A 20,872-nucleotide genomic window follows, 5' to 3' on the forward strand; every position below is an offset into this window, starting at 1 on the left:
TAAAGGGTAAGGTTCAAGGTTTAATGTGATGAAGACATGCCTTGAGCCTTGAACATTGAACATCGATGGTGAACGACAGCAGTAGATGGATACTTTCCTCAAGAACATAACGGCCTTCTTCGGCCGGCTTTCGATCGGACAACGCATCGCCATCGGAACGGTGGTGGTCGGCACGATCGCCGCCATGGTGGGGCTCACCGTCTGGTTTCAGCAGGCAAACTTCACGCTATTATTCGGCAACCTGCCCGAAACAGCCGCCAGCCAGGTCGTGGAGATCCTCCAGAACGAGGAGATCGAGTACAAGCTCAAGGACGGCGGAACGGCGATCTTCGTCCCAAACGAACTGGTGTACGACCTCCGCCTCCGATTCGCCCGCGAGGGCATCATCTCGGACGGCGTGACGGGGTATGAGATCTTCGATCAGACCACGCTCGGGATGACCGACTTCATGCAGAAGCTCAACCTCCGGCGCGCGCTGGAAGGCGAGCTCTCCCGCACGATTTCCAGCATCGACCAGGTCGAGGCGGCGCGCGTCCATCTCGTGATCCCGGAACGGTCCCCTTTTCGTGAATCGCAAAACAACGCCACGTCCTCCGTCGTCCTGGAGCTGAAGCCGGGCGCGCGGCTTTCCGAGGCGAACATCCAGGGCATCACCGCACTCGTCGCCGGCGCGGTCGAGGGGTTGGAGGCGTCGGACGTGAACATTATCGATACCGCCGGCAAGATGCTCTCGAACCCGGACGGCGACGATGGCGATACCCGGCTCACGTCCACCCAGATGCGGCTGCAGCAGGAAAAGGAGCAGCATCTGGCCGCCAAGGCGCAGTCCCTGTTGGACGAGATGCTCGGCGCCGGCAATGGCATCATCCGCTTGAACCTGGAGCTCGACTTCTCCCGGTCGGTCACCGAGAATAACCAGATCGACCCCGAGAGCCAGACCGTCATCGCCGAAGAGCGTCTCGAGGAGGAGGGGGATGCGGACAATGCCAGCTCATCGGTCAAGAATTACGAGGTGAGCCGGACGGTGCAGACGATCGAGAAGTCGGTGGGCGACATCGCCTACCTGTCCGTCTCGGTCATCCTCAACTACCAGAAAGTCCCCCCGCCGGCGGATCCGCCTGAAGCGCTCCCCACGTATGAGCCCCACAGCGACGCCCAGATCGGGCAGATCGAGTCGCTGATCAAGGAGTCGGTGGGCTGGCGTGGCGACCGCGGCGATGGCTTCGCGATCAGCCAGCTCCGCTTCGACACCACGATGGACGACCAGCTGGCGCAGCAATTACTCGAGGAGAAAAAGCGCGAGCAGATCGAGATGTATGTCCGGTACGGCCTCATGGTGCTGGCGCTCGGCATCGCGTTCTGGCTGATCCGGACGGCGACGCAGAAGGCAAAGGAGGTCGCCGGCCTCCAAGCCGCCGGCCCACAGGGTCAGCTGCTTAGCCAATCGAACGCCATCGGCCCGGATGGCAAGCCGCAGTTGACGTCGGGTACCGGAGCGCAGCGCACTCGAACGGGCGCCAATGGCGAGCAGGAAGACCTCATCCTCATCGACGATGTCTACACCAGCACCTTGTCCCCCGAAGCCAAGGCGCGCCTCAAAGCCAAACACAAGATGTTGGCCGACATGATCGAGTCGATCAAGGCCAATCCCGAAGAAGCCGCGAACCTGCTACGCAACTGGTTGGTGGCCGATAAGATGAAGGAGAACAACAAAGTGTCCGCTACCTAACGGACGACGATCACGCCAGAACCGGCCCCCGGGGCCGGCCGAGCAACGCCTCCAGCGAATAGGACATGGCAACAGCTACAGCGACACCACCCAAAAAAGAAGCGGCAAAACCCCAGCCTCAAGCGCCTGCCGCGGCCGCCGCAGGCGAAGAAAACAAGCTGACGCCCGCGGAGGTCACGGAAATCGTCAAGCGGCTCTCCGGCGCGCAAAAAGCCGCCGTCCTCCTGGTGGCGATCGGCACGGAGGCCGCCAGCGCCGTCATCAAACACCTCAACGACGACGAAGTGGAGCGCATCTCCGTGGAAATCGCTCGGATGCGCAACACGGCCAGCGAGGTCGTGGAGGGGGTGCTGCTCGAATTCAGGGACCTGGGCTGGGCGCAGGAGTTCATCGCGCAGGGCGGCGTCACGTTCGCCCGCGACGCCCTGGCCGCGGCCCTCGGAACGCGCCGCGCCGAGGAGATCATGATGCGCGTCGAGGCGGCGATGGAGGTCTCGGCCTTCCACCTCCTCCAGACGGTCGAAACCAGCCAGTTGACCAGCTTCCTGCAGAACGAACATCCGCAGACGGCCGCCCTGATCCTCGCCCATCTCAACCCGCGTAAATCGGCCGAGATCATCTCGAACTTCGAGGCGGAGGTCCAGAATGAAATCATCTTCCGGCTCGCGACAATGGGGAAGACCTCGCCGGCCCTGCTCAGCGACGTCGAGGAAGTCATACGCCAGCAGATCGGATCACTCTTCGGCACCGAGTTGAGCGCCGCCGGCGGCATCGAGGCCGTAGCCCAGATCCTCAACAACACCAGCCGGGCCGCCGAGAAAAACATCCTCGAGGGCCTGACGGAGCGCGACAACGACCTCGCGATGTCGATCAAGGCGCTCATGTTTGTCTTTGACGATCTGGTGAACATCTCGGACCGCGACCTCCAACGTATCCTCGTCGAGGTCGAACAGCGCGACCTGGCCCTCAGCCTCAAAGGCGCCTCGGAAAACCTCAAGGCCAAGATGCTCGGCAATATCAGCCAGCGCGCCGCCGACGGCATCCGCGAAGAGCTCGAGCTCATGGGGCCCGTCCGCGTCAGCGATGTAGAAGAATCCCAGCGCCGCATCATCGAAGTCGCCCAGCAACTCGAAGAACAGGAAGAGATCAGCCTCTCGCGTGGCGGTCAGACGGAAGTACTGCTCTAACAGGGGGCTTCAAGGTCAACATTTTATACATTAGACCTTGACCCCAGAACCTTAAACCCCAATGGTATCCCCGATCATCAAGAAGGACCGTGTAGACGCGCGGAGCATGCCTTTTGAAGACATGCCGGAGCGGTCCAGCGTGATCCTGCGGGGCGCACGCGTCATGGAATCCCCGGGGGTGCGGGAATTTAACCTGGACCGGAGGATCATCCGCGGCGAGGAGGCGCGATTCGACGCCCTGCCCATGACGTATATCGAGATTTCGCAGGACAAAGGCCACGGCGAGCATCGGCCGCCGGCGGAAGTGGTGCTCAGCACCGAAGAACAGCTGGCGCTACAGGAGGCGGGCTGGGAAAAAAGGCTGAAGATAGAAGTCGAGGCGGCGCGCGACGCGGGGTATGAAGCTGGCCGGCGCGAAACGACGGAGCGGCTGGAGACCGCCTTCACCGCCAGTCGCCAGGCCCTGCTCGACGACACCTCGCGCATCCAGCGGCTCTGGGGGGATCTCGTCGAAAAAAGCGAGCCCATCCTCCTGGAGATGACGCTCGATCTGCTGGAGGCCATCCTGCACCAGCCGCTCCCCGAACCGGTCGTGGGCATCGTCGAAAATGCGTTGTTAACCACCCTCGAGGTGTTCTCGCGCGATATACCGATCCGGCTCTCTCTCAACTCGATCGACTACCTGCGGCTGCAGGAGAGCGGGTTGGTAATGCATGTCGGCAACCTCTTTCCAAAGCTTGTGTGGGATCCCCAGCCCGACCATCGCGAGGGCGATTGGATCGCCCATTCGCCTGAGATGATGATTCGCAGCATCGTATCGGAAGCCATACAGCATCTGAAGGATCGCTTCGGGCTCCTCGAACCCCACAGCCGCACGGCGCGAGCCTCCGCGCAGGCGACGGGCGACCCTGCCGGCGACCCGGACGCCGCACCCCTCTCCGATCTTCCCTGACGCTCCATGTCCTTCCTTTCCCATTGCCAGGCGCGCCTCCGCCAGATGCGGCCGGCGATCCAGACATACGGGCGCGTGCAGTCCGTGATAGGCCTCCTCATCGAAGCCAGCTCCGTCCAGGCCGCCGTCGGCGAGGTCTGTTACATCTACGAAAGCGATCATCCACGGAGCCGGCGCATCAAGGCCGAGGTCGTGGGCGTCCGCGGCGAAACCAGCATCCTGATGCCGCTCGAGGTGACGATCGGGCTTCGTGCCGGCTGCCTCGTCCAACGCTCGGCCATTCCACTGACGATCCAGGTTGGTGAAGCCCTGCTAGGGCGTGTGATCGATGCCAACGGGCACCCGATCGACAACAAAGGCCCCCTCCTCCTCGACGACGCACAGCAGGTCCACCGCGAACCGCCCTCCCCCATGGAGCGTCGGATGATCGACACCGCGCTGCCGACCGGCGTACGCGCCATCGACGCCATGCTGACGCTCGGGCGCGGCCAGCGAATCGGCATCTTCTCAGGATCCGGCGTCGGCAAGAGTACACTGTTGGGGATGATCGCGCGTAATGCCCGGGCCGACGTCAACGTGATCGGGCTGATCGGGGAACGCGGCCGCGAGGTGCAGGAATTCATCGTCGACAACCTCGGTGAAGAAGGCCTGGCGCGATCCGTCGTCGTCGCCGTCACGGGGGACCAGGCCGCCATGCACCGCGTCAAGGGCGCCAGTGTGACGCTGGCCATCGCGGAGTTTTTCCGAGACCTGGGCAAGGACGTGTTGCTCATGATGGACTCCGTCACGCGTGTCGCGATGGCGCAACGGGAGATCGGCCTCGCTGTCGGCGAGCCGCCGACGACGCGCGGCTACACGCCCAGCGTATTTGCCATGCTCCCCCGGCTCCTCGAGCGCGCGGGCCCCGGTACCCGCGGCACCATAACGGGCATCTTTACGGTGCTGGTGGATAGCGACGACATGAACGACCCGATCAGCGACGCCGTCCGCGGCATCCTGGATGGCCACATCGTGCTCAGCCGGCGCATCGCCGAATCCGGCCACTACCCGGCCATCGATGTGCTCCAGAGCGTGAGCCGGCTCATGCCGCGAGTGACGGCCCGTGAAGATCAGGCGGTAGCCACGCGCGCGCGCCAGCTGCTCGCCGCGTACCAGTCAATCGAAGACCTGCTGCGTATCGGCGCCTACGAAAAAGGCTCCGACCCGACGACGGACCGCGCCATCGCCGCCCACGGCCCACTCAAGCGCTTCCTGCAACAAAGTATGCACGAAGCCGCCTCCACCCGCCCGATCGAAGCCCTGCGGCAGGCCCTCCAGGAAGGCGCAAACGGGTGATACCAGTGAGGCCACGAGATTTCATGTCCCTACTCTGCGCTTCGCCTGTAGCGTCAATTTTTCCTGCCCCCTCGCCAATCACGATTCGCATTACTCGCTAATCAATTGGCCGGCCATTTGCACAAATCATTATTAACCGGCAGGACGCCGCTTTCCAGGCGTTTCGGTCCTTATGTACGGAAAGAAATTTCGCTTCTCCCTGTCGAGTGTGCTGCGTGTGCGGTCACATGAAACGGACCAGGCCCAAAAGGCCCTCGCGGCGGCGCTGAAAAAGCGGATGGCGCAAGAAAAAAAGGTAGCGGAAGCCGCAAGCGATATCGACCGCCTCCAACAGGGGTCTGTCTCACTCCAAACGGCCGTGACGGCGGCCTGGTTGAGGCAGGCGGACGGTCTGCGACTCGATGCGCAGCGGCGCCTCGGCCTCGAGGAGAAGCGCCTCAAACATTGCCTTCGCGAAGAACAACAGGCGCGTCGCGACCTCGTAACGCGCCGCAGCGCGGAACAGGCGCTCGAAACCCTGCGAGACATCGAAAAACAACGGTTTCAACAAGCCGAGCAGTACGCCGACAACAAACGCCTGGAAGAGCAGGCCCTTGATGTATTTCGGCGAAAAAACGTAGCTGATAAGTCATGAAGATTTTAATTGCAGTCGTAGCAAGCCTCGCCTTTTTTGCGCTCGGGCTCATTGGTACCTACATGGCCATGCCGGCCCTGGCGCCCAAGATCGTCGAGGAAAGCACGGCGCGTCTCGACAGCCTGGACCGCATCGATCGCCACGAAAGCCTCGACCTGGTCCATAATCCTCCCGATCCGATGCCCATGCCTGTCGCCCTGAGGGACTCGCTCGGCAACGTCCTTGTGGACTCACTCGGCAATTTACTGCTGGACTCAACGGCCTTCGCGTTTCCAGCGTCTATGGATCCATCGCTCGACACAGTGATCGCTGCACTGCGCGATTCTCTTCAGGATATCCATTTCCGACTGTCCATCGAGCAGGAGACCCAGAAGCTGCTCCAACAGCGGATCGGCGAGATGGAAGCCCGGTGGGAAGTGCTACAACAGCGATTTGATGAGGCGCGGCAGATGAGCGGTACCCTGGTGAAGCTGGAGGATGGCGAACTCGGCGCCCTGCTCGGCAAACTGGACATGGGCGTCATCGAAGCCATATACCTGGAGGCGTCAGCCCGAAATCGAACGCGCCTCCTCCAGATGTTGCCGGCCGAGAAAGCCTCGATCCTCGTCAACAAACTGGCCTCTCCCCAGCCGACTCTTGCAGAGCAAACCTCTCAGGCGACGACGCCGGTCAATTAGCCGACCTCCCCTTCCCGTCCCTTATACGCCATGGATTCCTTATTACCCCTCCAGCCCTTCGACGAGGCGCACGCTTCCAGCCAGGCGGAGCCCCAAAAAGAGGCCCCGGCTGGTGGCTTCGATGCCCTGTTCGGCCAGGCGGTCCAGGCCTTGCCTCCGATCCCGGCCGATACGAGTTCGAAACGAGCGGCCGAAGTCGCCGCTCGGGAATCCGTCATGCCCTCCTCAAAACAGGCGACACCCGAGACGAAACGTTCGAGCGGCCAGAATCCTGAAAGCCTCCTCGAGGCGCTTCGCACGACGCGCGAGCCGGCGGGTCCGTCACCCGACAAAACTGCCGCGCGCGCCGGGGCGCCTTTGACTCCAACGGAGAGCACGTTGAGGGAGGCTCGCGCCGTGTTGCGTGAAGCTGCCGGATGGCGTGAAACCAGAGGGTTACGCGAAGGCGATCGCATCATCCCGGGCATCACGATTCGAGTGGCCCATGAACAAGCTGCTACGGCCCCCTCAACAGGCGATGTGGCCACTCCGAACGATAACGCGATGCTCAGGCAGCTAGCAGCGCTGCGGACTACGATGCCCATGGCGCAGGCACTCTCGCGCATGACCGAGGCCATGGTCCACGGCCCGGTCCACCCCGATGCAACAACGACTGCCGACGGAACGACCAAACGCGTTCCCGACGGTCAATCCGAGAAAAGGGCGCTGGCACGTGGCCGGCCCGAGACGCAGGCTCTGCGGCCACAATCCGGGATGGATAAAGCGCCCGCGCCCCTGGTGACGGACCCTTCCGTATCTGTTAAGCCCCGGGTCTCGCGCGTGGAAGACGACCGGCGCGCGCCGTACGTCGAACACGCCCAGCCGCCGGTGCCGCACACCGCGCCGAAGGAAACGCCAGCGGACGCGTCCAGGGCAACGATGGCTGCCGAACGCCCGGATGCGCGGGGCGAAAAACAAGCTGAGCGACCGGCGGGATCCACGCTGTCCTCTTCACGCGGCAGCGACTTGCAGGCCCCTATGGGCACTGAAAAAGCGGCTCGCTCGGGTGGCGCCAGGGCCACGCAAGTGCCCGAGTGGGTGCAGGCATTGCTGGACCGCACGCCAGAGCCCGCGGCAGCCGGCGGCTGGAAAACCCTCGAAATGCAACTCGATCAGGGCGACGGCACCGTCACCATCAACGTGTTGCGCAACCCGGAGAAAGTCGTCGTCAGCGTCGAGTTTTCGGACCCGGCGATGCGGGCCCAGAGTGAAGCACAGACGGCCCAGATCGTCGATGCGCTCCAGATGCACTATCAAGCCGATGTAGATTTTTCGTTCACCCAGTCGGGTAGCGGATCGGTCTTCGATCAGACGCCGGCGCGAGCGCGGGCCGGGCGACACGACAGCGAGCGCGGCGCGACAGCCGGCCCCGAGGCGAAAACACCCGAACCGGCCAGGGCCGGCATCGACGGCCAGTACGTGTGGGTAGGCTGACGACTTTTCATCACAGACACATCATCCCCATGTTAATCCCAGAATTGAGTAACTCGCTCGATCCGCGGTCGGCCGCTTCGCCGGTCAGCAACGACACGCTGGACCGGGACGACTTCCTGTTGCTCCTTGTGACCCAGCTAAGCAACCAGGACCCGCTGAACCCGATGGACGGGCAACAGTTCGCGGCCCAGCTGGCGCAGTTCTCCTCGCTCGAACAGCTGATCAACATCAACGACGGCATGGCGACTAACGCCCAGCTGAACGGGTTGCTGGCCCAGAGCATCAACTCGGGTGTCGCCGCCGGCCTGATCGGCAAGGAGGTCGAAGCCGTCGGCGATACCTTCACCTTCAACGGAGAGGAGAGCCAGACGATGCACTACGAGTTGGAACATGCGGCGGCGGCCGTTTCAATCGATGTGTTCGACGAAGCGGGCCGGAAGGTGCGGACGATCGACGCCGGCCCTCAAGGCAAGGGCGAACGTAGCGGCGCCTGGGACGGCAAGGACGAGGCCGGCGAGACGGTGCCCGCCGGGAAATACACGTTCAAAGTCAACGCCACCGATAGTACTGGCGCCAGCATTACGGCCACACAGCTCATGCGCGGCACCGTGGACCGCGTCAGCTTCAGCCAGGGCGGCATTCTGCTCTGGATCGGCGACGAGTCCATCGTGATGGGCAACGTACGATCCGTGATCGGCTGACGGCAATAATACGTTTAAGGTTTAAGGTTTAAGGTTTAAGGTTTAAACGTATAACACCAACTCACACGTTGCACGTTTCACTTTTCACTTTGCCTTTTGCCTTTTCCCTTTTGCACTTCTTCTAACTCGCACCTCACCCATTAAAACACCATACACATGATACGTTCATTAACCAGCGGAGTCTCCGGACTTGTGAATCACCAGACACGCATGGATGTCGTTGGTAACAACATTGCGAACGTCAACACCATTGCGTTCAAGCGGAGCCGCACCGCATTTAATGAGATGCTTGCCCAAGAGGTATCCAGCAATTCGTTTAACGCCTCGTACGTCGGGCTCGGAATAGGACTCAACGCGATTGACGTGAGCTGGACTCAGGGCGCACTCGAGACGACGAACAATCCGACCGATCTCGCTATCAGCGGCGACGGCTTCTTTATCGTCCGCGACGGGCCGCGCGAGCTGCTGACGCGTTCCGGCAACTTCACCTTTAACCGCGCCGGCGAACTGATCACCCCCAGCGGCCTCAAAGTACAGGGCTTCGCGATCGACAAGACCACCGGCCTCCCCGACATGACCCAGTTGAGCGACGTCTCCATCGACCTGGCGGCCGGATCGCCGCCGCGCTTCACATCCGAGGTGTCCGTCGCCGGCAACCTGGACGCCGCGATGTCCGACAACGGTGGCGTCGCCCCGGAAACGTACGAAATGTCTACCATCGTCTTCGACGAGCAGGGCAACAAGTACCCGATGGTCTTCTCCTTCGAGAAGATAAGCGCGGACGGCGCGGACCCCGACCAGTTCCAGGTCACCGTCACCGGCGACCCAGCGGCGGCGCCGTTTGGCGGTGCATCGACCGTTTTCACGGTCGAGTTCGGCACAGACGGCCTGCTCCAATCGGTTGATGGCGTCGCCACGACCGACCCGGCCTTCGCCCTCCCGACGATTGGCTGGGACCCAGCCTTTGTAAACATCACAGGCGCGGACGCGATCGAGATCGACCTCTCGGGCATAACTCATTTCCGTGAGACCAGTTCGGTGGTCGTGACCGATCAGAACGGCACGTCCTCCGGCAAGTTGGTGGGCTTCGGGTTCAACCTCGATGGTATACTCGAGCTCAACTTCGACAATGGCCATCAGGTGGAGGTGTTCCAGCTTGCGATGGGCAACGCCAACAACATCAGGGGCCTCGAGACCCTGGGCAATAACCTGTATAGCGCCACCGAGAACTCCGGCATTATCAAACGCGGCCGTGCCGGCGTCGAAATGAGCGCGGACATTGTGTCCGGGGCGCTTGAGATGAGCAACGTGGACCTCACGAACGAATTCGCCGAGATGATCAAAACGCAGCGCGGCTTCCAGGCGGCGGCGCGTGTGATCCGGACGGCGGACGAACTGCTGACGGAAATCGTGAACTTGAAGCGGTAGACCGGGCGTTCGCGCCAGGCCGGCCCCGCATCTCCAGGGATGCGGGGCTTTTTTTATGGCCGGCGGAATCTCATCTGACGCATTAAGCGGTCCACGACCCCCGACGATACCCCCGGTTATCATGCCCCCGACCCCCGGACAACCGGACGACGCCTACCAGGTACTCCTATGAGCCCGCATCCCGACGACCATTCCAACCTCCTTCAGATCGTCAGCTTCGTCATCGGAGAAGAAGAGTTTGGCGTAGATATCCTCAACGTACAGGAGATCATCCGCCCTGTCGAGATCACGCGGGTGCCCAATACGGCCGACTTCGTCGTCGGGGTGATCAACCTCCGGGGCAAGATCGTCCCCGTCGTCGACCTGCGAAAACGGTTCGGGATGCCGCGGCGCGAACGCGACAAGAATACCCGCATCGTCGTCATCGAAATCCAGGACCAGGTGGTCGGCTTCATGATCGACATGGTCCGACAAGTCATCCGCCTGGACCGTGGCACCATCGAGCCGCCCCCCGAACTCGCCACGGGCAAAGGCGCCCAGTACATCCGCGGCGTGGCGCGCCTGGACGATCGTCTCCTCACCCTTATCGACCTCGAAGTACTGCTGCGCGACGACACGCAGGCCGTGCTAGATTCCGTCCCGCAACGCGCCGCCGCCTGAGATTCCTCATGTCTACACTCGACCACTTGGCCCTCACGCTGACCGACGAGTTGTTTGAGCAATTCCGGCAATTGATCTACTCGAAGACGGGGATCTATTTTCAGGACAACAAACGCTACCTGCTCGAAACACGCCTCGGCAAGCGCCTGCTCGAACTCGGTTATCCGGATTTCAAGACCTATTTCGATCTCTTGAGCCGGCGCAACAACCCGCAAGAAATCCCGACGTGCGTGAACATCCTCACGATCAACGAGACGTTTTTCTTCCGTGCCATCCGCCAGTTCGAGATCCTCGAAACGGAGATCCTCCCCAAAATCGTCGCCTCGCGGCTCAAGCAAACCAAAAATGTGGTGCGCCTCTGGAGCGCAGCCTGTTCGAGCGGAGAGGAGGCCTACACGCTGGCCATGATTCTCAACGAGCGCTTCAAGACGCGTTTCCCACAGGTGCGTTTCGACATCGTCGGCACGGACATCAACACGGAGGTGCTGGCCCGCGCCGAAGAAGGAGTGTACAGCGCGTATGCCATCCGAAACGTCCCGCCGGCGTATCTGGCCAACTATTTCAAGAAGGAAAACGACCTGTACCACCTCTCGCCGGAGATCAAAAAGATGGTGCGTTTTCGCCGGCTGAACCTGTTCGACCGGGCCGAGATGCTCGGCATGTCCGGCATCGATATCGCCTTCTGCGCCAACGTGCTCATCTACTTCGACCGCCAGTCCAAAAGCCAGGCCGTCACCTCCATATATAACAGCATAAACCCGGAAGGGTGCTTCTTCCTCGGCTACTCGGAAAATCTGTACGGGATCGAGCATGGCTTCGTCCCGCTCCGCATGGACGGCATCATGATTTACCGACGGGAACGCTGACGCGCCGGCCGGCGCGGCGGCGCCAGAATTGTCCCCGAAACAAGTTATTCCAACCCGCCAGCGTCCGATACCCGTCCTATGGAAGACCGTCTGCGTCGAAACACGGCAGCGTCCACCCGTGATCGCCTGAGATCCATCACGAATTGCCTGAACCCCTGTTAATGGAGACAGTTATGAAGTTTCTAGTCGTAGACGATTCGCCCACGATGCGCCGAATTGTGTGCAATGCCTTGATGGAAATCGGATACACCGACCTCACCGAGGCGGAAGATGGCCAGAAGGCGATGGATAAATTGACCTCCGAAGAGGTCGACTTCGTGATCACAGACTGGAATATGCCGGTCATGAACGGCCTGGAGCTGACAAGGAGCATCCGCAAACACGAGACATTGGGCAATCTCCCGATCCTCATGGTGACAACGCGCGGCTTGAAAGAGGATGTCCTCTCCGCCATGCAGGCCAAAGTGAACAACTACGTCATCAAGCCTTTCACGCCCGACATTCTGCGGGACAAGATCGACATGATTCTTAAAATCGGTTCGTGAGATGGCAATGAATAACGCGACAGACATACAGCGGACCCTCGACCGGCTCGACGAGCTGCGATCGATCTTTGTCCTGGGCCAGCGTGCCGTCCCTTTCATCGAAGAGGTAGTGCTCCTGATCAAGGACATGTCCCCCCTTCTGGAGAACATCAACGGCTCACTACAGGATAGCGCCAGCAAACTTCCCAGCGCGTCTTCTCAGCTCGAAAGCGTCTCGCAGGCTACCGAGATGGCCACCACGGAGATCCTCAACCTGGTCGACCTTGCGCTGATGAAGTGCAACGAACTGGGCAAACGGATAGAAGCGACCGGCGCCCACGTGGCCCATGTGCGCGGCGAGAACCTCTCGTTCAAAAAGGTGCTGGAGGATACGCTCGGCCTGGCATGGCCGGCGGTTGCCGCGGCCTACGAATCCCACGCCGGAGTCCAGGAATCCTCGCTGCGCGCGATGGAAAAAAGCCTTGGCACCCAGCAAGAAGCCGTCAATGTACTCAAGGAAGGCATGACGCAAATCATGATGTCGCTCCAGGTGCAGGACATCACGTCCCAGCAGATCGCATCGGTGAACCACCTGATCCACACCACGCGGGAGCGGCTCAACAAGCTCACGGAGAACCTCGGTGCACGGTCGGTCGACGAGTATGACGATGTCAACCTCCGGCTCCAGAGCGGCGCCACGTTCGATTCCAACGCCCGCTACGACCTCCCCGGGCTGCGCGAGGTCACCGAACCGGAGCTAGCCGAATTCGACTCAGCCGGCGACTTCGCCACGATGGGCGATATCGACGCGCTCTTCGCCAACCAGTAATCGGCCTTCCGCTGTGCGCACGCCGACGAGATTCCGATGGCTGAGAAACACCCGAAGACCGACGTAACCCCATCGATCGAAGATCGGTTTGCGGACGAAGCGCTCACGACAATCGAGCACGCGCGCGACGTCCTCATCCGACTCGCGGAGGGGGTAGAAACCGCCGGCGCTTTCGGCGATGTCGCCCGGGCGATCTTCTCGCTGAACGGAGCCGCCGAACTGTTCGACCTCGAGCAGATCAAAACGCTCACCCGCAGCTTCTGCAACGCCGCCACGGCCCTGCGCGATGCCGGAGCCGGCCTCGATGAGGCCGAAGCTCGTACACTCCTGACAGCCCTCGACGCCCTTGCCGAACTGATCGAGCACATGCGCACCGGGAACGAAGAGCCGGTGTTTATCACCTCGCTCGTCGCCGACCTGGATGCCCTGCCAACCCGCAGCGCTCCTCAGGCGCCCGCGCCGGACGCGACGCTGGCGAAAGCGGCCGAGCCGGCGGTAGATCCCGACCAAGAAGACGCGCCCGAGCTCGAGAACGTACTTGTCGACGGCACGCACCCGATCCACTCGGAGGACTTTCGCGAAATCGTCGAAAGCTTCGTGGTGGAAGCCACCGAGATCCTCGATAACCTGGATAATAAGCTCCTCATCCTCGAGGAGCATCAGCAGGATAAGGTCCTGGTCGACGAAATCTTCCGGGACGTGCACACGGTGAAGGCTTCCGCCGGCTTCATGAACCTGCAGCAGCTGAGCCACATCACCCACCACTTCGAGGACGTGCTGAATCGCCTGCGTCGCGGCGACATCGAGTTCCATCCGGCCATGATGGACGTGATGTTCGAGGCGTACGATCAGATGAAGGTGCTTGCCCTCCAGGTCAAGAACCAGAAACTCGCCGTCGTCAAGCAGGGGCACCTCATCAAGAAATTATCCGCCATCTCCTCCGGCACGTTTAAGCCCGAGAAGGCCGCCGGACTGCGCCGGAAAAGTAGCGAACCGGACGCCTCGGATGATGCGGCCCCCGAAGAACACGAACCTGCCGCCGACGCATCGCGGACGGATGGGGGGGCCGGCCGGCCGGCCGGCGCGGCGACTCCGAACCGCGCGCTCGACCGATCGACCGAGACCATCCGCGTGGAAGTCCACCGCCTCGACACGCTGATGAACCTCGTCGGCGAGCTGGTGCTGAACCGCAACCGGCTCGTCCAGATCACCGAGGACCTGAACTCGTCGCTCAGCGACGAGCTCCTGCGTGGGCTGCTCGAAACGAGCGCACAGCTGGACTTCATCACGACGGAGCTGCAGACGGGCGTCATGCATACCCGCATGGTGCAGATCGGCCGCATCTTCAACAAATTCCCCCGCGTCGTGCGGGACCTGGCGCGGTCGACCGACAAGGAGATCGTGCTGATGATCGAGGGCGCCGAGACCGAGCTCGACAAGTCGCTAACCGAAGAAATCGGTGACCCGCTCGTACACCTGCTTCGAAACTCCGTTGACCACGGCATCGAGATCCCGGCCACGCGTATCGCCGCCGGCAAGCCGCCCGTCGGCACGATCCGGCTGGTGGCCCGTCAGGAGGGCAATAACATCATCATCGAGGTCTCCGACGACGGCGCCGGCATCAACGTCGACCGCGTCAAGCGGAAGGCTGCCGAGAAGAACCTGGTCACCGAAGCCGAAGCCGCGGAGATGAGCGATGCGGACGCCTTCCTGCTCACCTTCATACCCGGCTTCAGCACGGCCGACAAGATCAGCAGCATCTCCGGCCGCGGGGTGGGCATGGATGTCGTCAAGACACACATCGCCCGGCTGAACGGCAGCATCGCCATCCACTCCGAGATGGGAAAGGGCTCGACTGTGACGCTGAAACTCCCGCTCACGCTGGCCATCAAGCAGAGCCTGCTCGTGCGTCAGAGCGACGAGACGTTTGCCATCCCGTTGCACTCGGTCGTCGAGGTGGTTGGGATGGAGCACCATCGGATCGACGCGATCAACGGACGCGAAGTGCTCCGGCTGCGCGAGCGGATCCTGCCGCTGGTGTACATCAGCGATATCCTGGGTCTCGATCGTCGTAAGGATGTAAAGAACAGCTACGCCGTCGTCATTGGCCTGGCCCACCAGCGGGTGGGCCTGATCGTGGAAGATCTGGTCGGGCAAAAGGAAGTCGTAATCAAACCACTTGGAAATTATCTGAAAAAGATCCCCGGCATCGCCGGCTCCACCATCCTGGGCGACGGTCGGGTGATCATGATCCTCGATGTGGCCGAGTTGATCCGCCTGGAGCAGGCGCGCCCGCGTACACGCGCGACGTCTCCCCGCGCCATCGCCTAACCGAGGGGTATACTCCACCTCGTCCAGGAACCACCCTGATTCGCCTTCTGATCGTCGATGACTCTTCGTTCATGCGAACGACCCTCAGCCAGTTGCTCGACGCCGAGCCGGACATCACCGTGGTGGGTACCGCAAGGGACGGCGTGGAGGCGCTGGAACAGGCGCGTGTGCTCAAACCGGATGCATCACCATGGATGTGAGGATGCCGAACATGGACGGCATCTCGGCGGTCCAGCAGATCATGAGCGCGCACCCGTGTCCGATCCTCATGTTCAGCTCGCTGATGCAGGAAGGCGCCGAGACCACGCTGAAAGCCCTCAACGCCGGCGCGATCGGCTTCATCACCAAAGAGCGCTCGTTTGTGCGTGCGAGCGGGGCGATATCGTCCGGACCTGGTCACCAAGATCAAGTCCATCCACAGCGCCCGCTCCGGCATCTTTCACAGCGCCCGCCCGGCGGGGGCCACGGCGACGGCACCCCCGGGCGTCCCGTTTTCAGGGGCCGACCTCGTCGTACTCGGCATCTCCACAGGTGGCCCGCTTTCCCTACAGAAGGTGATTCCGCTGCTGCCAGCGCATTTCCCCTTGCCCATCATCATCGTGCAGCACATGCCGCCCAAGTTCACCAAGACCCTGGCCGACAGCCTGAATGCGCAAAGCGCGATCAGCGTCGTCGAGGGCGTCGACGGCATGGCGCTGCGGCCCGGGACCGTGTGCATCGCCCCGGGAGGCAACGACAGCATCGTGGTTCGCAGCGGCGGGCAGATGCAGCTTCAGGTACTGAAGCCCATGAGCGCCTCGCGACGTTAACATTCTCTTTTCGACGCCGATACCCCGAACAGCCCGGCCAGCGGTCCCAACCGGGAGGAACGCAGTGCTGAAGGCGTCAGGATCGAACCCGTACTGTCTGGTCACGATGGCATTCTCACGAACGTAGCACCATGGAAAAATCAACGATCGCCGGTATCGGCGCGGGGCTTGTGCTCGTCTACGGGGCCATTTTCATGGGCACGGGATGGATCACCTTCTTCGATCCCGCCTCCTTCATGCTTGTGCTTGGTGGCGCCACCGCCGGCATGATGGTGAACTTCACGTTCGACCAGTTGAAGACCGTGCCGGCCGCGTTTAAAGACTTCCTCTCGTTCTCCGTCCCCCCCATGGGCAAGTACATCGAGGAGTTCGGCGAGCTCTCGCGTATCGCGCGCCGGGAAGGGCTGCTGGCGCTCGACCGCCGGCTCGAGGAAATCCAGGACCCCTTCTTGAAATTCGGTCTGGAGATGGCGGTCGACGGCATCGACGAGCGCGAGATCGACGAGATGATGCAGGCCAACCTGCAGACCGAGCTGAACGAACGCTCCTTCTCGGTCAAGATGTTTACAGCCTTTGGGGCCAACGCGCCGGCCTTCGGCATGATCGGGACGCTCATCGGCCTCATCCAGATGATGGGCAACCTTTCGGATCCCTCGCAGATCGGCGCCGGCATGGCCGTGGCTCTTGTGACGACCTTCCTGGGCTCGCTCTTCGCCAACTTGATGTTCCTGCCCATCGCCGAAAAACGCAAGCTCCAGGTGGCCGCCCTGCTCCGCCAGCGCGAACTGGTCCGGACCGGTGTGCTCGCCATCGTCCGCGGCGACAGCCCCAGCATGATCCAGAAACGGCTCCAGCTGCTGCTGACCTCGGCCGAACGCAGCTCCGTCGCCACCCCGGTCCAGGCGGAAGAAGTGTAGGGCTGGTCGATGGTCGATGGTTCCATCACCAATCGCTACTCGCTAATCGCTACTCGCTAATCCAATGGCCAAGATAGAAGAAGAACCCGCCCCATCCGCCCCGTTCTGGCTGGTGACCTATGGGGACATGGTGACGCTGCTGCTGACGTTTTTCGTGATGATCGTCGCCATGTCCGAGATCAAGAAGGATAAGATGATGGAGGCGATGAGTTACTTCAATGGGCGAAACAGCGTGTTTAATAACGCCCAGCCGGTGCCGGTCATCCCCCAGAAGGATCCTAAAGAGATTGAGGAGGAGAAACGCGAACAGGCGGATCGGGTGGAGGCGCTAATTGACTTCATAGAGACGGAAGGGTTGCAAGGGAGCGTCCAGGTGAACTACGAAGAGTCGACCGTGCACATCGTGATCACCGACTCGGTCATGTTTTCCTCCGGCAGCTCGCAACTGCTGGGCACGGCGCAGCGGGTGCTGGCCAAAGTTGCGGGGGTGGCCGCGGATACCAGCAACACGCTTACGGTGATCGGGCACACGGATAACATTCCGATTCGCACGTCCGCCTTCCCGTCCAACTGGGAGCTTTCGGCGTCCCGCGCGGCGTCCGTGGTTCGGTTCTTGCTGACGCAGTCCTCAGCCCTGCCGGCGGACCATTATCAGGCCATCGGAAGGGGTGAATTCCAGCCTGTGGCCACCAACCGAACCCCGGATGGCCGTAGCCGGAATCGTCGCATCGAACTCCTAATTAGTTTGAACCAATGGCAGAATCAGACGCAGCAAAAGGAGCGGGAGGTACTGACCCCATAGCTGGCGAAACGACCAAGGAAAAAGGAGGCGGGTTCCTGATGATCTTGTTGCCCATCCTGCTGGTATCCGCCGGCGGCGGCGCCTATCTGTCGTACGCGAATTACCCGACCATCGCGCAGATGGTGTACAATTTCGGCATCGAAGAAGAGGGCTCGGCGGAAGAAGAGGCCGGCGGGGAGGATGCCGGGATCCAGTACGGCGAGTTTTTGGAGCTGACCGATATCATCGTCAACCCGGCCGACTCAAACGGCCGCCGGCTGCTGATGGTAAGCCTTGGCATCGAGTCCATCGAGCCCACGCTGCTCGAAAGCATCACTGCCCGCGAGATGGTCGTCCGCGACACCATCATCAAGATCCTGGGCCGGCGTACGGTGGAGGACCTGGCCGCCATCGAACAACGCAACGTCATCAAGGGCGAGTTGCTCCAGGCCGTGAATGGCGTCCTGACGGAAGGCCAGATCAGCCGGCTATATTTCACACAGTACGTCCTCCAGTAACGCCCCCGGGCGAAGGCAAATCTCCGATACACATGTCCAAACTGCTCAATCAGAACGAGATCGATGCCCTCCTGGGCGTGAGCGATGAGAACGAGGCCAAAAATCTGGACCTCGACGAACTCAATTCACTCCTGCTTGCGGATCTTCACCGCAACGTCAGTCCCTACAATTTTAAACGTCCGCGTCTGTTCTCCCAGGATCAGATGCGTGTGATGAACCAGGTGCATGAGGCGTTCGCCCGCGACCTGTCGGTGTACCTCTCCGCGCAACTCCGCACCATCGTCGAGATCACGCTGACCGCGATGGACCAGGTGCTCTACTCAGAGTTCGTGATGTCCAGCGCGCACCCGTCGGCGTTATTCGTCGTCGAGGTGGTGGACCGCGGACAGCAGTTGGTGTTCGAGATGGACCCGCGGCTCGTGATCTTCACGATCGAGAAGCTGTTCGGCGGGCCGGGTCGATTCCTGCGGAAGCCGCGGGAGACCTCGCAAATCGAGCAACGAATCATGAGCAAGGTGATGGCGCGCGCCTTCCAGGAGTTAGAGAAGGCGTGGTCGCAGGTGGCCGAGATGCAGTTCAAGGAAACGGCCTTCGAATCCAACGCCGAGTTCGTGCAGATCATCCCCGGCTCCGAGCCGGCGATCATCGGCACCTTCGAGGTGCGGGTCTACGAACACCACTCGTTCATGAACGTCTGTTACCCGTACATCATGCTCGAACGGGTGCTGGGACGCGCCGGCATGAAGCAATGGCTTACCAGCGCGACCTCTGAAGTGGGCAAAGACGTACGCGACGAATACAACTTCACGCTCCGGACTATGGACGTGACCATGCGCGCCGAGCTGGGTAAAGCGACTCTGAGCATCACCGACCTGATGGGCCTGACGGAGGGAGATGTGATTTTACTTAAGAACAGAGCCGACGAGCCGATACAGGTATTCGTAGGAGAACTGCCAAAATTCAGGGCTAGCGCGGGCAAATCTGGCAATCAGCGCGCGATCCGTGTCGTTGATGTTTTACCAACTGATTTATTAGGGACCAGTAATCATGACTGATTCGCAGATCCTGTCGCATTATGCCGATCAGGCTGCCGAAAGCCTGAGCGATTTTGTCGGCACTCTCCTCGGAAAAGAAGCGCTCGTGACAACCCGACCGCCGGCGCATGTGACGCCGGCCGATGTGTCGAGTGAGGCGGCGGCCCAGTATACGGTGCTCAGTAAAGGGACCGGGAATGAGGCGTTTGCGGTGCAGCTGCCGGCCGACTGGCTGGCGCCGTTCTCGCAGGCCATGCTCGGCATCGAGCTCTCGCCCACCGATCCGGATTCGGCGGACCTCTTCGTCGAACTGGCCTCGCAGGCGTTCGGCGCGGTGCGCAACGTCCTCGGACGCAGCGTCTCCATCCCCGAGGTATACTTCGAGGCCCTCGCGCCGGGTGCGCCCGTGCCGGCGGACCGCCTGCAGGCGAACCTCGTCCGGATCCCCTTCGACCTCCGCACCGAGGCCGGCTCGTTCACCGGCAGCATCACGTTGTCCGACGCGATCCTTTCCGCATTACCCGTACCTCCTTCCGAAACTGCAGAAGTCGTCATGCCAGGATCTCCGTCACCCGCTAAAAAGCCGCCTGTCGATGTCTCACAGGCCTCGTTCCCCGATCTGGGAAGAGAACGCATTGTCAACGAAGGCGGCGGTGGCAACTTCCAGATGCTCGCCGAAGTGGAGTTAAACGTCACGGTCGAACTCGGCCGGCGTAACATCCCGCTCTCCGATGTGCTCCGTCTGACGACAGGTAGCGTCATCGAGCTCGAAAAGCTGGTGGGCGAACCGTTGGAGATCTACGCCAACGGACGACTCATCGCCGAGGGGGAGGCCGTGGTGATCGACGAGCAGTTCGGCGTTCGCGTCACCAACCTGGCGGCGGCCCGTCAGCGCGCCGGCGCCTTTATGTAGGCGTGCCGGCTGGCACCGTATTCGCAATCGGGTTCATGCCCGTCCAGCGCTTGCCCTTCGTGGCGGCGGCGCTTCACTTCGCATGAACAACGTGCCAGCCTGTGAGCAAATTCTTCCCCTTCACCCCCCCGCCCCCTACCACGGCCTCGCCGTCGCAGGTAAATCGATCGGTCCTGAAGCGGATTATCTTTTTTGCCGCCGCCCTGCTGTTGCTCTGGGTGGCGCTGCAGCTCAAGCCGGCCCCCGGCCCGATCCGCGACACGTCCAGCCTCTACTCCGAAAACACCGGCGCGGCTGCCCCCGAAGCCGTAGCCGATGAACCCGCGCCGTTTCGGGTCGCCCCCCTCCTGACAGCCCTCGTGCTGGCCGCGTTGCTGGGATTCGCCTATTACCGCTACCGGCATACCGGAGCGGTCTCCGAGGCGTCTCACCCCATCGAACTCATCGCCCAGCAGTCCCTCGGGCCCGGCCAGGAACTGCGTATCGTGCGCTGCGCCGGCCCGACGCTCCTCCTCGGGGTGACGTCCAATCAGATCTCGCTCATCGACCGCCTCCCCGCCGACCTCCCCGAAAC

At 61.8% G+C, this 20,872-nt stretch carries 22 protein-coding genes; all 22 read left to right on the forward strand.

Annotation, left to right across the window (positions count from 1 at the left end; translation table 11 throughout):
• The first annotated feature begins 85 nt into the window (after positions 1-85).
• The gene (gene fliF / locus SH809_12970; GenBank protein MDZ4700613.1) at positions 86-1,729 is read left to right on the forward strand and encodes a flagellar basal-body MS-ring/collar protein FliF; all 1,644 of its coding nucleotides are present in this window, start codon (positions 86-88) and stop codon (positions 1,727-1,729) included.
• 65 nt (positions 1,730-1,794) lie between these two features.
• Positions 1,795-2,916, forward strand: a complete 1,122-nt coding sequence (gene fliG / locus SH809_12975) for a flagellar motor switch protein FliG (protein ID MDZ4700614.1) — start codon at positions 1,795-1,797, stop codon at positions 2,914-2,916.
• Positions 2,917-2,977: 61 nt separating this feature from the next.
• Entirely contained in the window at positions 2,978-3,868 is an 891-nt protein-coding gene (locus SH809_12980; GenBank protein MDZ4700615.1) for a hypothetical protein, read from the forward strand.
• A gap of 6 nt (positions 3,869-3,874) precedes the next feature.
• Complete coding sequence (locus SH809_12985) at positions 3,875-5,203, forward strand: FliI/YscN family ATPase (protein MDZ4700616.1); 1,329 nt, start codon at positions 3,875-3,877, stop codon at positions 5,201-5,203.
• A gap of 172 nt (positions 5,204-5,375) precedes the next feature.
• Positions 5,376-5,837: a hypothetical protein gene (locus SH809_12990; GenBank protein MDZ4700617.1), complete on the forward strand. Its 462-nt coding sequence runs from the start codon at positions 5,376-5,378 to the stop codon at positions 5,835-5,837.
• Positions 5,834-6,514, forward strand: coding sequence for a hypothetical protein (locus SH809_12995; protein MDZ4700618.1), 681 nt, complete (start codon positions 5,834-5,836; stop codon positions 6,512-6,514). The genes SH809_12990 and SH809_12995 overlap by 4 nt, the downstream gene beginning before the upstream one ends.
• A gap of 30 nt (positions 6,515-6,544) precedes the next feature.
• Entirely contained in the window at positions 6,545-7,987 is a 1,443-nt protein-coding gene (locus SH809_13000; GenBank protein MDZ4700619.1) for a hypothetical protein, read from the forward strand.
• A gap of 29 nt (positions 7,988-8,016) precedes the next feature.
• Complete coding sequence (locus SH809_13005) at positions 8,017-8,688, forward strand: flagellar hook capping FlgD N-terminal domain-containing protein (protein MDZ4700620.1); 672 nt, start codon at positions 8,017-8,019, stop codon at positions 8,686-8,688.
• Positions 8,689-8,844: 156 nt separating this feature from the next.
• Complete coding sequence (locus SH809_13010) at positions 8,845-10,116, forward strand: flagellar hook protein FlgE (GenBank protein MDZ4700621.1); 1,272 nt, start codon at positions 8,845-8,847, stop codon at positions 10,114-10,116.
• 168 nt (positions 10,117-10,284) lie between these two features.
• Entirely contained in the window at positions 10,285-10,776 is a 492-nt protein-coding gene (locus tag SH809_13015) for a chemotaxis protein CheW (GenBank protein ID MDZ4700622.1), read from the forward strand.
• 8 nt (positions 10,777-10,784) lie between these two features.
• Entirely contained in the window at positions 10,785-11,642 is an 858-nt protein-coding gene (locus tag SH809_13020; GenBank protein MDZ4700623.1) for a CheR family methyltransferase, read from the forward strand.
• A 173-nt stretch (positions 11,643-11,815) separates the two neighbouring features.
• Positions 11,816-12,187 carry a response regulator gene (locus SH809_13025; protein MDZ4700624.1) on the forward strand — a complete coding sequence of 124 codons (372 nt, stop codon included), beginning with the start codon at positions 11,816-11,818 and terminating at the stop codon, positions 12,185-12,187.
• 1 nt (position 12,188) lies between these two features.
• Complete coding sequence (locus tag SH809_13030; protein ID MDZ4700625.1) at positions 12,189-12,995, forward strand: protein phosphatase CheZ; 807 nt, start codon at positions 12,189-12,191, stop codon at positions 12,993-12,995.
• Between the two features lie 36 nt (positions 12,996-13,031).
• The gene (locus tag SH809_13035) at positions 13,032-15,326 is read left to right on the forward strand and encodes a chemotaxis protein CheA (GenBank protein ID MDZ4700626.1); all 2,295 of its coding nucleotides are present in this window, start codon (positions 13,032-13,034) and stop codon (positions 15,324-15,326) included.
• A gap of 71 nt (positions 15,327-15,397) precedes the next feature.
• Positions 15,398-15,526 (forward strand): hypothetical protein, encoded by a 129-nt coding sequence (locus SH809_13040; protein MDZ4700627.1) that lies wholly within the window; start codon positions 15,398-15,400, stop codon positions 15,524-15,526.
• 165 nt (positions 15,527-15,691) lie between these two features.
• Positions 15,692-16,135 (forward strand): chemotaxis protein CheB, encoded by a 444-nt coding sequence (locus tag SH809_13045; GenBank protein ID MDZ4700628.1) that lies wholly within the window; start codon positions 15,692-15,694, stop codon positions 16,133-16,135.
• A 131-nt stretch (positions 16,136-16,266) separates the two neighbouring features.
• On the forward strand, positions 16,267-17,052 hold the full coding sequence (locus SH809_13050; GenBank protein ID MDZ4700629.1) for a MotA/TolQ/ExbB proton channel family protein: 786 nt from the start codon (positions 16,267-16,269) through the stop codon (positions 17,050-17,052).
• Positions 17,053-17,116: 64 nt separating this feature from the next.
• On the forward strand, positions 17,117-17,854 hold the full coding sequence (locus SH809_13055; protein MDZ4700630.1) for an OmpA family protein: 738 nt from the start codon (positions 17,117-17,119) through the stop codon (positions 17,852-17,854).
• Positions 17,855-17,892: 38 nt separating this feature from the next.
• A complete protein-coding gene (locus tag SH809_13060) occupies positions 17,893-18,351 on the forward strand; it encodes a flagellar basal body-associated FliL family protein (protein ID MDZ4700631.1) in 459 nt (152 codons plus the stop codon).
• Between the two features lie 32 nt (positions 18,352-18,383).
• Positions 18,384-19,406: a flagellar motor switch protein FliM gene (gene fliM / locus SH809_13065; GenBank protein ID MDZ4700632.1), complete on the forward strand. Its 1,023-nt coding sequence runs from the start codon at positions 18,384-18,386 to the stop codon at positions 19,404-19,406.
• On the forward strand, positions 19,399-20,298 hold the full coding sequence (gene fliN, locus SH809_13070) for a flagellar motor switch protein FliN (protein ID MDZ4700633.1): 900 nt from the start codon (positions 19,399-19,401) through the stop codon (positions 20,296-20,298). Before fliM ends, fliN begins: the two co-directional genes overlap by 8 nt.
• Positions 20,299-20,399: 101 nt before the next feature.
• Positions 20,400-20,872 (forward strand): flagellar biosynthetic protein FliO (locus SH809_13075; protein ID MDZ4700634.1); only part of this gene is annotated, 473 nt, incomplete at its 3' end.

The sequence above is a fragment of the Rhodothermales bacterium genome (genome assembly GCA_034439735.1).
Taxonomy (GTDB): domain Bacteria; phylum Bacteroidota; class Rhodothermia; order Rhodothermales; family JAHQVL01; genus JAWKNW01.

What these genes read in the sequence shown, in the direction of transcription:
- SH809_13035 (MDZ4700626.1), top strand. Translation starts at nt 13,032, where the DNA reads ATGGCTGAGAAACACCCGAAGACCGACGTAACCCCATCGATCGAAGAT.
- SH809_12995 (MDZ4700618.1), top strand. Translation starts at nt 5,834, where the DNA reads ATGAAGATTTTAATTGCAGTCGTAGCAAGCCTCGCCTTTTTTGCGCTC.
- SH809_13010 (MDZ4700621.1), top strand. Translation starts at nt 8,845, where the DNA reads ATGATACGTTCATTAACCAGCGGAGTCTCCGGACTTGTGAATCACCAG.
- fliM (MDZ4700632.1), top strand. Translation starts at nt 18,384, where the DNA reads ATGTCCAAACTGCTCAATCAGAACGAGATCGATGCCCTCCTGGGCGTG.
- SH809_13020 (MDZ4700623.1), top strand. Translation starts at nt 10,785, where the DNA reads ATGTCTACACTCGACCACTTGGCCCTCACGCTGACCGACGAGTTGTTT.
- fliF (MDZ4700613.1), top strand. Translation starts at nt 86, where the DNA reads ATGGATACTTTCCTCAAGAACATAACGGCCTTCTTCGGCCGGCTTTCG.
- SH809_13005 (MDZ4700620.1), top strand. Translation starts at nt 8,017, where the DNA reads ATGTTAATCCCAGAATTGAGTAACTCGCTCGATCCGCGGTCGGCCGCT.
- SH809_12990 (MDZ4700617.1), top strand. Translation starts at nt 5,376, where the DNA reads ATGTACGGAAAGAAATTTCGCTTCTCCCTGTCGAGTGTGCTGCGTGTG.
- SH809_12985 (MDZ4700616.1), top strand. Translation starts at nt 3,875, where the DNA reads ATGTCCTTCCTTTCCCATTGCCAGGCGCGCCTCCGCCAGATGCGGCCG.
- fliN (MDZ4700633.1), top strand. Translation starts at nt 19,399, where the DNA reads ATGACTGATTCGCAGATCCTGTCGCATTATGCCGATCAGGCTGCCGAA.
- SH809_13000 (MDZ4700619.1), top strand. Translation starts at nt 6,545, where the DNA reads ATGGATTCCTTATTACCCCTCCAGCCCTTCGACGAGGCGCACGCTTCC.
- SH809_13050 (MDZ4700629.1), top strand. Translation starts at nt 16,267, where the DNA reads ATGGAAAAATCAACGATCGCCGGTATCGGCGCGGGGCTTGTGCTCGTC.
- SH809_12980 (MDZ4700615.1), top strand. Translation starts at nt 2,978, where the DNA reads ATGGTATCCCCGATCATCAAGAAGGACCGTGTAGACGCGCGGAGCATG.
- fliG (MDZ4700614.1), top strand. Translation starts at nt 1,795, where the DNA reads ATGGCAACAGCTACAGCGACACCACCCAAAAAAGAAGCGGCAAAACCC.
- SH809_13025 (MDZ4700624.1), top strand. Translation starts at nt 11,816, where the DNA reads ATGAAGTTTCTAGTCGTAGACGATTCGCCCACGATGCGCCGAATTGTG.
- SH809_13055 (MDZ4700630.1), top strand. Translation starts at nt 17,117, where the DNA reads ATGGCCAAGATAGAAGAAGAACCCGCCCCATCCGCCCCGTTCTGGCTG.
- SH809_13060 (MDZ4700631.1), top strand. Translation starts at nt 17,893, where the DNA reads ATGATCTTGTTGCCCATCCTGCTGGTATCCGCCGGCGGCGGCGCCTAT.
- SH809_13040 (MDZ4700627.1), top strand. Translation starts at nt 15,398, where the DNA reads ATGCGAACGACCCTCAGCCAGTTGCTCGACGCCGAGCCGGACATCACC.
- SH809_13030 (MDZ4700625.1), top strand. Translation starts at nt 12,189, where the DNA reads ATGGCAATGAATAACGCGACAGACATACAGCGGACCCTCGACCGGCTC.
- SH809_13015 (MDZ4700622.1), top strand. Translation starts at nt 10,285, where the DNA reads ATGAGCCCGCATCCCGACGACCATTCCAACCTCCTTCAGATCGTCAGC.